The 15364-nt window shown below is 61.1% G+C and carries 12 protein-coding genes; 4 read left to right on the top strand and 8 right to left on the bottom strand.

What is annotated here, in order from left to right; genetic code table 11:
* Positions 1 to 23: 23 nt before the first annotated feature.
* Positions 24 to 548, top strand: a complete 525-nt coding sequence (gene yjgA / locus ACA057_RS04335) for a ribosome biogenesis factor YjgA (protein ID WP_033058015.1) — start codon at positions 24 to 26, stop codon at positions 546 to 548.
* A gap of 59 nt (positions 549 to 607) precedes the next feature.
* Here yjgA and tldD read toward each other — a convergent pair whose 3' ends face one another.
* The 8 genes from tldD to mreB all read right to left on the bottom strand — a co-directional run bounded on the left by tldD (position 608) and on the right by mreB (position 11912).
* A complete protein-coding gene (tldD, locus tag ACA057_RS04330; protein WP_497346205.1) occupies positions 608 to 2050 on the bottom strand; it encodes a metalloprotease TldD in 1443 nt (480 codons plus the stop codon).
* A gap of 12 nt (positions 2051 to 2062) precedes the next feature.
* Positions 2063 to 2917, bottom strand: a complete 855-nt coding sequence (locus tag ACA057_RS04325) for a carbon-nitrogen hydrolase family protein (protein ID WP_497346203.1) — start codon at positions 2915 to 2917, stop codon at positions 2063 to 2065.
* A gap of 178 nt (positions 2918 to 3095) precedes the next feature.
* Complete coding sequence (locus ACA057_RS04320; RefSeq protein ID WP_497346201.1) at positions 3096 to 6899, bottom strand: YhdP family protein; 3804 nt, start codon at positions 6897 to 6899, stop codon at positions 3096 to 3098.
* Between the two features lie 75 nt (positions 6900 to 6974).
* Positions 6975 to 8432, bottom strand: a complete 1458-nt coding sequence (gene rng, locus ACA057_RS04315; RefSeq protein ID WP_059403239.1) for a ribonuclease G — start codon at positions 8430 to 8432, stop codon at positions 6975 to 6977.
* A gap of 57 nt (positions 8433 to 8489) precedes the next feature.
* Positions 8490 to 9086 (bottom strand): Maf family protein, encoded by a 597-nt coding sequence (locus ACA057_RS04310; protein WP_497346199.1) that lies wholly within the window; start codon positions 9084 to 9086, stop codon positions 8490 to 8492.
* Positions 9087 to 9129: 43 nt separating this feature from the next.
* Complete coding sequence (gene mreD / locus ACA057_RS04305) at positions 9130 to 9621, bottom strand: rod shape-determining protein MreD (protein WP_497346197.1); 492 nt, start codon at positions 9619 to 9621, stop codon at positions 9130 to 9132.
* The gene (gene mreC / locus ACA057_RS04300; RefSeq protein WP_497349807.1) at positions 9621 to 10733 is read right to left on the bottom strand and encodes a rod shape-determining protein MreC; all 1113 of its coding nucleotides are present in this window, start codon (positions 10731 to 10733) and stop codon (positions 9621 to 9623) included. Before mreC ends, mreD begins: the two co-directional genes overlap by 1 nt.
* A gap of 141 nt (positions 10734 to 10874) precedes the next feature.
* On the bottom strand, positions 10875 to 11912 hold the full coding sequence (mreB, locus tag ACA057_RS04295; RefSeq protein WP_002555108.1) for a rod shape-determining protein MreB: 1038 nt from the start codon (positions 11910 to 11912) through the stop codon (positions 10875 to 10877).
* Positions 11913 to 12122: 210 nt separating this feature from the next.
* Between mreB and gatC the strand changes: the two genes are divergently transcribed.
* Genes gatC through gatB form a run of 3 tightly spaced genes read left to right on the top strand, consistent with a single transcriptional unit; the run spans position 12123 to position 15334 of the window.
* Positions 12123 to 12410 (top strand): Asp-tRNA(Asn)/Glu-tRNA(Gln) amidotransferase subunit GatC, encoded by a 288-nt coding sequence (gatC, locus tag ACA057_RS04290; protein ID WP_007901429.1) that lies wholly within the window; start codon positions 12123 to 12125, stop codon positions 12408 to 12410.
* Between the two features lie 16 nt (positions 12411 to 12426).
* Positions 12427 to 13878, top strand: coding sequence for an Asp-tRNA(Asn)/Glu-tRNA(Gln) amidotransferase subunit GatA (gatA, locus tag ACA057_RS04285; RefSeq protein ID WP_401362979.1), 1452 nt, complete (start codon positions 12427 to 12429; stop codon positions 13876 to 13878).
* A 10-nt stretch (positions 13879 to 13888) separates the two neighbouring features.
* A complete protein-coding gene (gene gatB / locus ACA057_RS04280) occupies positions 13889 to 15334 on the top strand; it encodes an Asp-tRNA(Asn)/Glu-tRNA(Gln) amidotransferase subunit GatB (RefSeq protein ID WP_497346194.1) in 1446 nt (481 codons plus the stop codon).
* Positions 15335 to 15364 lie beyond the last annotated feature (30 nt).

The raw sequence follows: 15364 nt of genomic DNA, 5'->3' as shown, positions 1-15364 counted from the left end.
GCGTTTCTTTGCGGACGGCCACCATGGTTGATTCTTACGACGACTCCCTCGATACGGGAGAAAAAAGCAAATCCCAGGTTAAACGCGAGCTGCATGCTCTGGTTGACCTCGGCGAACGCCTTACAACGCTCAAGCCTGACTTGCTGGCAAAACTGCCGTTGACCGACGCTATGCGCCGGGCACTGGCCGATGCGCCCAAGCACACCGCGAATATCGCGCGTAAACGGCACCTTATGTTCATCGGCAAACTGATGCGCGATCAGGACACTGACGCCATTCTGACTCTGCTCGATCAACTCGATGCCTCCACTCGGCAGTACAACGAACGTTTCCATGGCCTGGAACGCTGGCGCGATCGCTTGATCGCGGGCGACGATGCAGTCCTGGAGAAGTTCGTTGTCGACTACCCGGAGGCTGATCGCCAGCAATTGCGCTCCCTGATCCGTCAGGCCCAGCACGAACTGGCGACCAACAAGCCACCGGCATCGAGCCGTAAAATCTTCAAGTACATCCGTGAGCTGGACGAGACTCAACGCGGTCTGCGTTAAGTCCCGAATCGAGTGAGTTGCCTCGCAACTCACTCGAAGCTTCACTTATTCAAGAGCCCTCAAGATCCTGTGCCACCCACAGTGATCGCATCGATTTTCAGCGTTGGCTGGCCGACACCCACCGGCACCGACTGCCCATCCTTGCCACACGTCCCCACGCCGCTGTCCAGCGCCAGATCGTTACCGACCATCGACACTTTGCTCATGGCTTCCGGGCCGTTGCCGATCAACGTCGCGCCTTTGACTGGGGCGGTGATTTTGCCGTCTTCGATCAGGTACGCCTCGCTGGTGGAGAACACGAATTTGCCGCTGGTGATGTCCACCTGTCCGCCGCCGAGGTTGGCGCAATAGATGCCGCGCTTGACCGACTTGATGATTTCTTCCGGGTCGCTTTCGCCCGCCAGCATGTAGGTGTTGGTCATGCGTGGCATCGGCAGGTGCGCGTAGGATTCGCGGCGACCGTTACCGGTGCGGGCCACACCCATCAGACGGGCGTTCAGCTTGTCTTGCATGTATCCCTTGAGGACGCCGTTTTCGATCAGCGTGGTGCACTCGGTCGGGGTGCCTTCGTCGTCTACGCTCAAGGAGCCGCGACGCCCGGCGAGGGTGCCGTCATCGACGATGGTGCAGAGCTTGGACGCTACACTCTCGCCCATGCGCCCGCTGTAGGCGGAGCTGCCCTTGCGGTTGAAGTCGCCTTCCAGGCCATGGCCGACCGCCTCGTGCAGCAACACGCCGGACCAGCCGGAACCGAGCACCACCGGCAACGTACCGGCCGGCGCAGGAATGGCCTCAAGGTTGACCAGCGCCTGACGCAGCGCCTCGCGGGCATAGCTCATGGCGCGGTCTTCGCCGAGGAAATAGCGGTAATCGGTACGACCGCCGCCGCCATGCCCGCCGCGCTCACGACGGCCGTTCTGCTCGACGATCACGCTGACGTTGAAACGCACCAGCGGCCGCACATCCGCCGCCAGGCTGCCGTCGGTGGACGCCACGAGAATGCGCTCCCAGACACCCGCCATGCTCACGGTGACTTGCTGGATACGCGGATCAAGGGCGCGAGTCGCGACGTCGATGCGCTTGAGCAGTTCGACTTTCTCGGCGCGGGTCATCACTTCCAGTGGATTATCCGGCCCGTATAGCTGGGCGACATCCTGAGTGGTGAACGCCTGCACAGAGCCGTTTTGCCCGGCGCGGGAGATCGAACGGGCGGCACGAGCCGCCGCGCCCAAGGCTTCCAGGGTGATCGCATTGCTGTAGGCAAAACCGGTTTTTTCACCCGATTGCGCCCGCACACCGACGCCTTGGTCGAGGTTGAAACTGCCTTCCTTGACGATGCCGTCTTCCAGCGCCCAGGACTCGGAGATCTGCCCCTGGAAATACAGGTCGGCGGCATCAATGCCCGGTCCGGCCAGATCGCCGAGCACGCCTTGCAGGCTCTCGATCGTTACGCCGCCGGGCGCCAGGAGGTGTTCACTGACTGAGGACAACAACTCGCTCATATGCTTTACGCCTTAAATTCGTCGTTCTGAGGCAGGTCGCTGGGCGCCCTGCGAGAAAAAGCGCCGGTGACTGGACACCGGCATCCGCGCCCTGATGGACGCCTGTTCGCTGCTGTCGCGTTCGGCCAGCAGCACGGCCTCGCCTTGATCCTGTTGCGCCAGCACACGACCCCACGGGTCGATGATTGCGGCATGGCCCCAGGTTTCTCGCGGTCCCGGATGAGTCCCACCCTGGGCGGCCGCGAGCACGTAACATTGAGTCTCGATGGCTCGCGCGCGAATCAGCACATCCCAATGCGCCGCACCGGTCACCGCTGTAAACGCTGACGGCGCGGTGATCAATTCCGCCCCGGCAGCGCGTAATTCGCTGTAGAGCTCGGGGAAGCGCAGGTCGTAACACACCGTCAGGCCAACCCGACCAACGGGCGTGTCCGCCACCACGACCCCACTGCCATAAGCATAGTCATCGGATTCGCGATAGCGCCCGCGAGTGTCCGCCACGTCCACGTCAAACAGGTGCAGCTTGTCGTAGCGCGCCACCGTCTCGCCCTGATCGTCCACCAGCAATGAGCAGGCATGCACTTTGGCCGTCGGCTGATCCACTGGCGGCAACGGTAATGTGCCGGCCACTATCCATAACTTGAGGTCGCGGGCGGTCTGTTTCAACCATGGCAGGATCGGACCGTCGCCCAACGCCTCGGCGCGGCCGATGTCGGCGATGTCGCGACGGCCCATGGCGGCGAAGTTTTCCGGCAGCACGGCCAGCTTCGCCCCACCCGCGGCCGCTTGTTCAAGCAGACGACGGGCCTGGGCCAGATTGGCCAGCACATCGCTTTGGCTGACCATTTGAATCACCGCAAATGACATGGCCGTTTCCTTATCGGGAATCAATACATCCCTGTAGGAGCGAGGCTTGCCCGCGAAGGCATCTTGCCTGACACACCGCGGTGCGTCGGTTCGCGGGGAAGCCTCGCTCCTACAGGAATCGGGGGCGGGGCATCAGAGCCCAGCCCCATGCTACTCCATAGGCGTGGAAAGGGGCTTTTCAAAAAGGCTTGTCGAAGGTGATTTTCGGCTCTTTCCAAGGGCCTTTCACGGTGTATTTGACGCTGGCAAAACGCGCCACGCGGTCACCGATCAGCTTGTCGATCAGGAACAGCGCGCCGCCGATGGCCGGTGCGCCGACGATCAGTGCGGCAATCGGCAGGTTGTTGGTCACTGGCAAGGTCACCAGCAACTTGGCATCGACCTTATCGCCCACCAGGTCCAGCGTGCCGTTGAGCTCGATGTTGCTCGATGGTCCGGTCAGCAAGATCGGCTCGCGGGTGATGTATACCCCGTTGGTCGCCTCCAGCAAACCTTTGACCCGGTCATAGCTCAGGCCTTTGCCGAACAGGTCGGAGAAGTCCAGGCGCAGACGGCGGCCGATGGAGTTGAAGTTGAGCAGGCCGAATACCCGCAACGCCTGGGCGCTGCCCTCGACCTCGACAAACTGGCCTTTATTCAACGAAGCATCAAGGGTGCCGGAGAAGCGTTTGGAGGCCAGCCACGCGGGCGAACCCGGCCAGCGACCATCGACATCCATATGAAAGTCTTCGCTGGTGACACTCGGCGCAAAGCCCCAGCCCTTCAGCACATCGGCAAGGTTCTTGCCGCTGATCCGGCCTTTGAACCAACTGGTGGATGAACCAGGAATACCCTCCCAACCACCGCTGCCCTGCAAGAGAATGCCCTTGAGGCCAAGGTCCAGCGTATTGAGCGCAATGCCCTTGGCCGTCGGACGGACTTTCAGGTACCAGGCGCCAACAAGGTCTTGCCCCTGAAACAGCTGATTGATAGTGATATCCATCGCAGGGATTTTCGTCGGGTCCACTTTGACCAGCGGATCCGGCGAGTTTTCGTCGGCCAGCACGGTCGGATCCGGCGCCGGTAAACGCACGTACTGCAGATTGATTGCAATCGGCGTGGCTTTCGCATCGGGGATGTTCGCCGTGCCTTTGACCTGCTGGCTGTCGAGCTGCAAGGCCCACGCGCTTGGCTTGCGGTTTAACTGCACTGACGCCTGATCGAGAGTGGTGCCGATACCGCTGAGCTTGCCGACCTTGAAGTCCGCACTGCTGAGCAACTGCTTGGCGCTGCCGCCCGGATCCTGGCCGGCATATTTGTCCACCAGATCCTTCCAGGGCCCTACATCCAGTTCCGAGAGCACACCACGTACGCGCAGGCCCTTGGCACCGGGCAATACGGCGTTGCCGCCACCAAGGAATAATTCACCGCGGCCTTCGGCGAAATTGCCGGGCGGTGCTGCAAACGTGAAGCTCGCCAACTCACCGTAGTTGACCCAGTAGCGCCGCTCCGGCCCTTGCAGGGTCATGCGGAACGAGGTGTCGCGGCCCACGTCCGCCGCCATGCCGAACGGTGCCGGCAAATCCACGGCCACGCCTTTGAGGTTTGAATTGACCATCAACTGGCTGTCGGCGCCATCGAGGCTCAGTTGCAGCTGATAGGGGATCAAGCCAGACACCGGTAACGGCTGAGTGACGCTCAACCAGTCGGTGAGCTTCTTGACCTCGACCTGACCCGATGCCGTGACGCGAGTCTTGATATTACCCGGGCTGCCCTCGGCGAAAATCTGTGCGGTGACCGGTTTATCGAAAGCCCGCGCGGTGATGTTCTGCCCACTCAACCCCTTGGCGCTGTCAAAGCGGAAATCACCTTTGAGCTGGGTCAGTTCCAGCGGGGGTTCGGCCAGCTTCAGCCGCGCCTTGGCCGTCTTGAAGTCGACCAAAATCTTCGGCTGCTCGCCTTTGACCAGGGGAACATCGAGCTTCAGCTTGCCTTGCAGATCACCCTCGCCTTCCCAACCGGCAAAGGTGTCGGCGGTGCCAATCGGTGCTTGCTGAAGAATTTTCAGGCCATCGCCCAGTCCTCCGGCGAATCCGCCATCAAGGAACAGGTGCACGCTTTGCCCGGCAGGCGCGTGAGGAATATTGACGTAAATGTCGCTGACCTGGGTATCGAGCAATTGGCCCTTGCTGGCCAGAATCCGCACGCCGCTGTCTTCGACGAACACGTCACCCGTGACTTTGCTGACATGGGGCCAGCCCGGCTGGAAGGCCAGTTCGGCATCGTGAACCTTAAAGAACAGGCTGATGCTGCGGGCGGTGTCCTCGGCGCCGTGGTTCAGCGAACCCTGGTACTGGAAGAAGCCTTGGTCCACCGCGCCTTTGAGAATCGCGGTCCGCAGCCATTCGTCCAGCGCCGGGCTGAGCATTGCCGGCAGGTATTTGGCCGTGTACTTGCCGTCTCCATCCACCAGGCCGACCCGCAGGTCCATGTAGTCTTCCTGGGTGTGATCGAAATGCAGGCGGATCAGGAAGTCGCCGGCAATCTTGCCCTCTTCACCCAGCACTTTCAGGTACGGCGCGATCAGGGTGAAGCCTTCTTTGTCGAGCTTCCAGGTCAATGTTGCGTTGGCCTGGAGGTATTCCCATGGCTTGGCGAAGATCGGGTCGAGGTGCAAGACAAAGTCTTTGCTGTCCATGCGCAGTTCGCCCTTGCCGAGGTCGCCGCTGATGCTGCCGCTGACATTGCGTGCCGCCGGCGCGCCGTGATAGGCGTCGAAGCCGACCCGGTCGAGGTTCGCGGCAAAGCTGAACTTGCTGTCGTCGGTGGCGTTGGGCCGGAAGTCGATCAGTACGTTGCGCAAACCACCCGTGACCTTGAGTCGCTCGACGGCGGTGGCGACGCCTTCGGGCAGCGGCCCCAAGGCATTCAGCAACGGTGTGAGCGGGGTCAGGTCCAAGCGGTCGGCTTGCAGGTGCCAGAGCTCTTCAGTTTTGTCGGTGGCGGCGCTTTGCTTGAGTTGCAGGTGCGATTCCCAGCGGGTCTCCCCGAGGTTCATGGCCAGGGAATCCAGGGTCACCAGCACGCCTTCGGCACTGCGCTGGAAATAACCGTTGAGCGCCAGATTGTTGATCTGGATCGGCTTGCGCTCGGCGTAGGCGCCCTTGAGTTGCGGCGCATTCAAGCGGATTGCAGCGCTTTGCAGGGCGCCCTTGCTCCAGTTCACCCAGAGCTCGCCACCGGCCTTGATCTCGGAGAAATTCCATTGCCGGGTCACACGCCCGGGCAACCATTTCGACCAATCGCTTTGCGGCAGGCTCACGTACGCATCCGCCGCGCCGTCCTTCCACTCGCTGGCGCGTATCCGGGTGCGCAGACTCATGGCCACCGGCTGGCCGTCGGGCAAGGTCAACCGAGCGTCGAGGCGCTGACGGGAGGCACCGGTTTTCAGGTTCAGACCGACGTAGGTCAAGGTCAGCGGCGGATGATCCAACGGCTGCAAGGTGACCTGGCTGTCGAGCACCGATAACTGCTGAACCATTTGCATACGATTGAGCAACTGCTCCGGATCCAGCGGCTGATCTTGCTGCACCGGCAAACCTTCCAGCGCCCAGTGACCGTCTTCACCTTCCTTGAGGCTGATTTTCAGGCCGTTGAGTTCCAGGTGCGCGATGCGCACTTCGCGCGCCAGCAGGCTGGCCCAAAGATCCGGCACCGCACGTACCTGGTCCAGGCGCAGGGTATTGGCGCCCTCCCCGACCATCACATCGTGAGCCAGCAGGATCGGTGCAAAACCGCTCCAGTTGCCTTCCAGTTCGCCGATATGCAGCGGCATGCCCAAGGCCGCGCTGGCCTTGATTTCCACTTCGGCGCGGTATTCGGCCACTAACGGCGTCAGCTCTCGGCCGAGGCTGACGTACAACGCCATCAACACCAAGACCAACGCGCACAGGCCCAGACCCCAGCGGGTCAGTGCGGCCAAAATGCGTGTCAGACGTTCCATGTCAGTTGGCTCCCATGGCGAAATTAGTGCAAAAAGCTGAAGCCAGCCGTTTTAGTCGGGTTGCAACGCAGGGATTCAGAGCAACACCACGTCGTATTGTTCCTGGGAATACATGGTTTCCACCTGGAACCGAATGGTGCGTCCGATAAAGCCTTCCAGCTCGGCGACGTTGCCCGATTCTTCATCGAGCAAACGGTCGACCACTTTCTGGTTCGCCAATACACGATAGCCTTCCGCCTGATAGGCACGCGCCTCACGGAGGATTTCGCGGAAAATTTCGTAGCAAACGGTTTCCGGCGTCTTCAGCTTGCCACGTCCCTGACAGCTGCTACACGGTTCGCACAGCACTTGTTCGAGACTTTCGCGGGTGCGCTTGCGGGTCATCTGCACCAGGCCCAACTCGGTGATGCCGATGATGTTGGTCTTGGCGTGATCGCGCTCCAGTTGCTTCTCGAGCGTGCGCAGTACCTGGCGCTGGTGCTCTTCATCTTCCATGTCGATGAAGTCGATGATGATGATCCCGCCGAGGTTGCGCAGGCGCAGCTGACGCGCGATGGCGGTCGCCGCTTCGAGGTTGGTCTTGAAGATGGTTTCCTCAAGATTGCGATGGCCGACAAATGCCCCGGTATTGACGTCGATGGTGCTCATGGCTTCCGCCGGATCCACCACCAGGTAACCGCCGGACTTCAGCGGAACTTTGCGTTCGAGGGCTTTCTGTATTTCGTCTTCGACGCCGTACAGGTCGAAAATCGGCCGCTCGCCCGGATAATGCTCCAGACGATCAGCGATTTCCGGCATCAGTTCGGCAACGAATTGCGTGGTTTTCTGGAAGGTTTCCCGGGAATCGATGCGAATCTTCTCGATCTTCGGGCTCACCAGGTCGCGCAGGGTACGCAGCGCCAGGCCGAGGTCTTCGTAAATCACACTCGGCGCGCTGATAGTTTTGATCTGCTCGTTGATCTGGTCCCAGAGGCGGCGCAGGTAGCGGATGTCCATGAGGATTTCATCGGCGCCGGCACCTTCGGCGGCGGTACGCAGGATGAAACCGCCGGCCTCCTTGATACCTTCCTTGGCCACGCAATCGGTGACCACTTGCTTGAGGCGTTCGCGCTCGGCTTCGTCTTCGATCTTCAGGGAAATGCCGACGTGAGCCGTGCGCGGCATGTACACCAGATAGCGCGAGGGAATCGACAGCTGCGTCGTCAGGCGCGCGCCCTTGGAGCCAATCGGGTCTTTGGTGACTTGCACCACCAGGCTCTGGCCTTCGTGAACCAGCGAGCTGATGCTTTCCACCGCAGGGCCTTCGCGCAGGGAAATTTCCGAGGCATGAATGAACGCGGCGCGGTCCAGGCCGATGTCGACGAATGCCGCTTGCATGCCCGGCAAAACCCGCACGACTTTGCCTTTATAGATGTTGCCGACGATCCCGCGCTTTTGCGTGCGCTCGACGTGGACCTCTTGCAGAACACCGTTTTCAACCACCGCCACGCGCGATTCCATCGGCGTGATGTTGATCAGGATCTCTTCACTCATGGCAGGGTCTCGTTCAGGCATGTTCACGATAATGGCCGCATCTTGTCAGTACGGCGCTCAGCGCGCGTTAAGGGTTTGCCAACAGGGTATGCCGAAATGGCCGAGCAGCTCCGAGGTTTCGCACAGCGGCAGTCCGACCACCGCCGAGTAACTGCCATTGAGCCCGGCAACAAACACCGCACCCAGTCCTTGAATCCCGTAGCCACCGGCCTTGTCTCGCGGCTCGCCACTGGCCCAGTAGGCCGTCGCTTCATCGCGCGCAATGGGGCGAAAACGCACCAGACTTCGCACAACCCGTGACTCGCAACGTTCACCATCCAGCACGGCAATGGCCGTCAGCACTTCATGCTCTTGACCGGCCAACATCATAAGCATGGCGCACGCATCGGCTTCGTCCACCGGCTTGCCAAGAATTTTCCCGTTCAGCACCACGGCGGTATCTGCACCCAGCACGCAAAACGCTGCGTCGGACACAACCGCGCCGCGTCCGGCCTCAGCCTTGCCGCGCGCCAGACGCTCGACATAGGCCGAAGGGGTTTCATTGCTTAAAGGGGTTTCATCGATGTCCGCACTGATGGCGGTGAACGGCACGCCGATCTGCGTGAGCAGCTCACGTCGACGCGGCGAGCCTGAGGCGAGGTATAGCTGTTTCATCAAGACATCTCCCTGTCGAGGTGCGGGCAAATGCCTGACCGAATTAATTGATTTTGTAGTGGCGACGCAAACCACGCAAACCGTAGCTGATCCAGGGCCAGAGCAATGCACTGACCAGTGCCGGCAGGACCAGCGCCAGCGTCGGCTGACGGTTGCCGGTCAACGCGCTGAGCCACAGTTGAACCAGTTGCGCGAGGCCGAAAATCACCAGGATCACCAGGCTCTGTTGCCACATCGGGAACATGCGCAGGCGCTGTTGCAGCGACAGCACCAGGAACGTGATGAGTGTCAGGATCAGTGCGTTCTGCCCCAGCAGCGTGCCGTAGAGCACGTCTTCGGCCAAGCCCAGGCACCACGCGGTGACCATGCCGACTTTCTGTGGCATGGCCAATGCCCAGAAGGCCAGCAGCAAGGCCAGCCACAACGGGCGGAGGATTTCCATGAATTGCGGCAGCGGCGAAACGCTGAGCAGCATGCCGATGGCGAAGGTCAGCCAGACGATCCAGCCGTTTCGGGATGCGGTAGCACCGACCATTATTCTCGTCCCCCAGTGGTAGCCGGCGCGGAGACAGGCGGTTTGGCAGCAGGCTTCACGGCAGCGGGTTGCGCTGCGGGCGGCTTGGCAGCGGCAGGTTTCGTGGCAGCGGGTTTGGCCGGGGTTGCAGTCGCAGGGGCTGCGGCAGGAGCAGTTGGTGCAGCGGGCGCGGCAACAGCGGCCGGGACGATCGCAGGTTTTGGTACGGTCGCCGGAATGATCGGGCCACCGCCGTGCTGGTCCAGCGCTTCCTGAGCCTGGGCGGCTTCGTTGGCGCGCTCTTCGGCGGTGCGGCCGTCACTGAACACCAGCAGCAAGTAACGGCTGCGGTTCAAAGCGGCGGTCGGCACGGCACGGACAATGGCAAACGGCTGACCGGAATCGTGAATCACTTCCTTGACCGTCGCCACCGGGTAGCCCGCCGGGAACCGCTGACCGAGACCCGAACTGACCAGCAGATCGCCTTCCTTGATGTCGGCCGTGTCGGCGACGTGACGCAATTCCAGGCGTTCCGGGTTGCCGGTGCCGCTGGCAATCGCGCGCAGACCGTTGCGGTTCACCTGCACCGGAATGCTGTGGGTGGTGTCAGTCAGCAGCAGGACGCGGGAGGTGTACGGCATCAATTCCACCACCTGGCCCATCAGGCCACGGGCATCGAGCACCGGTTGGCCGAGGACCACACCGTCGCGTTCACCTTTGTTGATGATGATGCGATGGGTGAAGGGGTTGGGGTCCATGCCGATCAATTCGGCCACTTCGACCTTTTCGTTGACCAGCGCCGAAGAGTTGAGCAACTCGCGCAGCCGAACGTTCTGCTCGGTGAGGGCGGCAAGCTTTTGCATGCGCCCCTGCAACAGCAGGTTTTCGGTCTTGAGTTTTTCGTTTTCGGCGACGAGCTCGGTCCGGCTGCCGAATTGGCTGGCCACACCTTGCCATAGCCGCTGCGGCAGGTCGGTGATCCAGTAAGACTGCATCAGCACCAGCGACATTTGGCTACGCACTGGCTTGAGCAGTGTGAAGCGGGCATCGACCACCATCAGCGCGACCGAAAGCACGACCAGCACCAACAAGCGCACGCCCAGTGAAGGCCCTTTGGTGAAAAGCGGTTTAATAAGCCGCTCCTCTCAGGCAAATGTTCTCTTTATTCATACGGCATCAAACCGGCCTGGATGCAGACTGACAGAAGATAAACGCCAACAGGCAGCACTGCAAAGTGCTGCCTGCGCGCTCAACAGCATAGATGCATCGGGCGATCACTCGCTCGACAGCAGGTCCATGGTGTGTTTATCCATCATTTCCAATGCACGGCCACCGCCGCGAGCCACACAGGTCAGCGGGTCTTCGGCAACGATCACCGGCAGACCGGTTTCCTGGGCCAGCAACTTGTCGAGGTCACGCAGCAAGGCGCCACCACCGGTCAGGACCAGACCACGCTCGGCGATATCGGACGCCAGTTCCGGAGGCGATTGCTCCAGTGCGCTTTTCACCGCTTGAACGATGGTGGCCAGGGACTCTTGCAGAGCTTCCAGCACTTCATTGGAGTTCAGGGTGAATGCGCGTGGAACGCCTTCGGCCAGGTTACGGCCACGAACGTCGACTTCGCGAACTTCGCCGCCCGGGTAGGCTGTACCGATTTCCTGCTTGATGCGCTCGGCGGTGGATTCGCCGATCAGGCTGCCGTAGTTGCGACGCACGTAGGTGATGATCGCTTCGTCGAAGCGGTCGCCGCCAACCCGTACGGATTCAGCGTAAACCACACCGTTCAGGGAGATCAGGGCGATTTCAGTGGTACCGCCACCGATATCGACCACCATCGAACCGCGTGCTTCTTCAACCGGCAGGCCGGCACCGATCGCAGCGGCCATTGGCTCTTCGATCAGGAACACTTCACGGGCACCGGCACCGAGGGCCGATTCACGGATGGCACGACGCTCAACCTGGGTGGATTTGCATGGAACGCAGATCAGCACACGAGGGCTAGGCTGCAGAAAGCTGTTTTCGTGAACCTTGTTGATAAAGTATTGCAGCATCTTTTCGCAAACGCTGAAGTCGGCGATCACGCCATCCTTCATCGGACGAATGGCAGCAATATTGCCCGGCGTACGGCCAAGCATGCGCTTGGCCTCGGTGCCGACAGCAACGACACTTTTCTGGTTACCGTGTGTCCGAATAGCCACAACCGATGGCTCATTCAGAACGATTCCGCGCTCGCGCACGTAAATAAGGGTGTTGGCAGTGCCCAGGTCAATGGAAAGATCGCTGGAAAACATGCCACGCAGTTTCTTGAACATGGGGAAAGGACCCTAGGCAACGCGTGGGTAAAAAAGTGCGGCAAACTCTAACAACGACAGGGATTTTGGGCAAGGCGCCAATATGTTAAATTGGCCGCTTTTCTGTGCACCAACCCCCACAATCGCGGCCTTATGACCGTAGAAATGCGGTAGTGTTCCGACAATCTAACACACGGACGCCGTCCGTTCTGTTTTCCACTGGAGATTCCCATGGCGCTTGAACGCTCCGACGTGGAAAAAATCGCTCATCTGGCCTGTCTGGGCCTTAATGATGCCGATCTTCCACACATCACTTCGGCCCTGAACAGCATTCTCGGGCTGGTCGACGAAATGCAGGCGGTCAATACCGACGGTATCGAGCCGCTCGCCCACCCACTGGAAGCCAGCCAGCGCCTGCGTGCAGACGTCGTGACCGAGACCAATCATCGCGAGGCCTATCAGTCCATCGCACCAGCGGTCGAAAACGGCCTGTACCTGGTTCCGAAAGTCATCGACTAAAGGGAAAGAGCCTGCAATGCATCAATTGACTCTGGCCGAGATCGCCCGCGGACTCGCCGATAAAAAGTTTTCTTCCGAAGAGCTGACCAAAGTCCTGCTGGCGCGCATCGCCCAGCTCGACCCGCAGCTCAACAGCTTCATCAGCCTCACCGAAGACCTGGCGCTCCAGCAGGCGAAAGCCGCTGACGCACGCCGGGCCAACGGTGAAAGCGGCGCCCTGCTCGGCGCGCCGATCGCCCACAAAGACCTGTTCTGCACCCAGGGCATCCGCACCAGCTGCGGCTCGAAGATGCTCGACAACTTTAAAGCCCCGTACGACGCCACCGTGGTTGCCAAGCTGGCCGCTGCCGGGGCCGTGACCCTGGGCAAGACCAACATGGACGAATTCGCCATGGGTTCGGCCAACGAGTCGAGCTACTACGGCGCGGTGAAAAACCCGTGGAACCTGGAACACGTTCCGGGCGGTTCGTCCGGCGGCTCGGCGGCGGCGGTTGCCGCGCGTCTGTTGCCGGCGGCCACCGGCACCGATACTGGCGGCTCGATCCGTCAGCCCGCTGCACTGACCAACCTCACCGGCCTGAAACCGACGTACGGTCGCGTTTCGCGCTGGGGCATGATCGCTTATGCCTCCAGTCTCGATCAGGGCGGCCCGTTGGCGCGCACCGCCGAAGACTGCGCCATCCTGCTGCAAGGCATGGCCGGTTTCGACCCGCAAGACTCCACCAGCATCGACGAGCCCGTGCCTGATTACAGCGCCAGCCTCAACGGTTCGCTGCAAGGCCTGCGCATCGGCGTGCCGAAGGAATACTTCAGTGCCGGTCTCGACCCGCGCATCGCCGAGCTGATCCACAACAGCGTCAAAGAGCTGGAAAAGCTCGGCGCCGTGGTCAAGGAAATCAGCCTGCCGAACATGCAGCACGCGATTCCTGCGTACTACGTGATCGCGCCAGCAGAAGCTTCGTCCAACCTGTCGCGCTTCGACGGTGTGCGCTTCGGCTACCGCTGCGAAGACCCGAAAAACCTGATCGACCTGTACAAGCGTTCCCGTGGCGAAGGTTTTGGCCCGGAAGTGCAACGCCGGATCATGGTCGGCGCCTACGCGCTGTCCGCCGGTTACTACGACGCCTACTACCTGAAGGCGCAGAAGATTCGTCGCTTGATCAAGAACGACTTCATGGCTGCCTTTAATGAGGTCGACATCATCCTCGGCCCAACCACGCCGAACCCGGCGTGGAAACTTGGCGCGAAGAACAGCGACCCGGTCGCTGCGTACCTGGAAGACGTCTACACCATCACCGCCAACCTCGCCGGCCTGCCGGGCTTGTCCATGCCCGCCGGTTTCGTCGATGGCCTGCCGGTCGGCGTGCAATTGCTCGCTCCGTATTTCCAGGAAGGCCGCTTGCTCAACGTTGCGCACCAGTATCAGTTGAACACTGACTGGCACACCCGCACCCCAACCGGCTTCTGAGGAGAAACACATGCAATGGGAAGTCGTGATCGGGCTGGAGATTCATACCCAGCTCACCACCCGGTCGAAAATCTTTTCCGGTAGTTCCACCACGTTTGGCTCCGAGCCGAACACCCAGGCCAGCCTGGTAGACCTGGGCATGCCCGGCGTACTGCCGGTGCTGAACCAGGAAGCGGTGCGCATGGCGGTGATGTTCGGCCTGGCCATCGATGCCGAGATCGGCCAGCACAACGTGTTCGCCCGCAAAAACTATTTCTACCCGGACCTGCCGAAGGGCTACCAGATCAGCCAGATGGAATTGCCGATCGTCGGCAAGGGCCACCTGGACATCGCGCTGGAAGACGGCACGGTCAAACGCGTCGGCATCACCCGCGCGCACCTGGAAGAAGACGCCGGTAAAAGCCTGCACGAAGAGTTCAACGGCGCCACCGGCATCGACCTGAACCGCGCCGGCACACCGCTGCTGGAGATCGTTTCCGAGCCGGACATGCGCAGCGCCAAGGAAGCCGTGGCTTACGTCAAGGCCGTCCACGCGCTGGTGCGCTACCTGGGCATCTGCGACGGCAACATGGCCGAAGGTTCGCTGCGTTGCGACTGCAACGTGTCGATCCGTCCGAAAGGCCAGGTTGAATTCGGCACGCGCTGCGAGATCAAGAACGTCAACTCGTTCCGTTTCATCGAGAAGGCGATCAACACCGAAGTGCAGCGTCAGATCGAGCTGATCGAAGACGGCGGCCGGGTGATCCAGCAGACTCGCCTGTACGATCCGAACAAGGACGAAACCCGTCCGATGCGCAGCAAAGAGGAAGCCAACGACTACCGTTACTTCCCTGATCCGGACCTGCTGCCGGTGGTCATCGAGAACTCGTTCCTCGACGACGTGCGCGCCACCCTGCCGGAATTGCCGCCGCAGAAACGCGAGCGCTTCCAGGAGCAGTTCGGCCTGTCGGTCTACGACGCCAGCGTCCTGGCCACCAGCCGCGAGCAAGCCGATTACTTCGAGAAAGTCGTGAGCATCAGCGGCGACGCCAAGCTGGCGGCCAACTGGGTGATGGTTGAACTGGGCAGCCTGTTGAACAAACAGGGCCTGGACATCGATCAGTCGCCGGTCTCGGCCGAGCAACTGGGCGGCATGTTGCTGCGCATCAAGGACAACACCATCTCCGGCAAAATCGCCAAGGTGGTGTTTGAAGCGATGGCCAACGGTGAAGGCAGCGCGGACGAGATCATCGACAAGCGCGGCTTGAAGCAAGTGACCGACACGGGGGCGATCTCGGCGGTGCTGGACGAAATGCTCGCGGCCAACGCCGAGCAGGTCGAGCAATACCGCGCGGCAGACGAAGCCAAACGCGGCAAGATGTTCGGCTTCTTCGTCGGCCAGGCCATGAAAGCCTCCAAAGGCAAGGCCAACCCGCAACAGGTCAACGAACTGCTGAAAAGCAAGCTCGAAGGCTGATGAGCATGGAGCCAGCCGTCAAATCTGGCT

Source organism: Pseudomonas sp. LBUM1661 (assembly GCF_059695925.1).
This window is presented reverse-complemented; position numbering and strand designations above follow the sequence as displayed.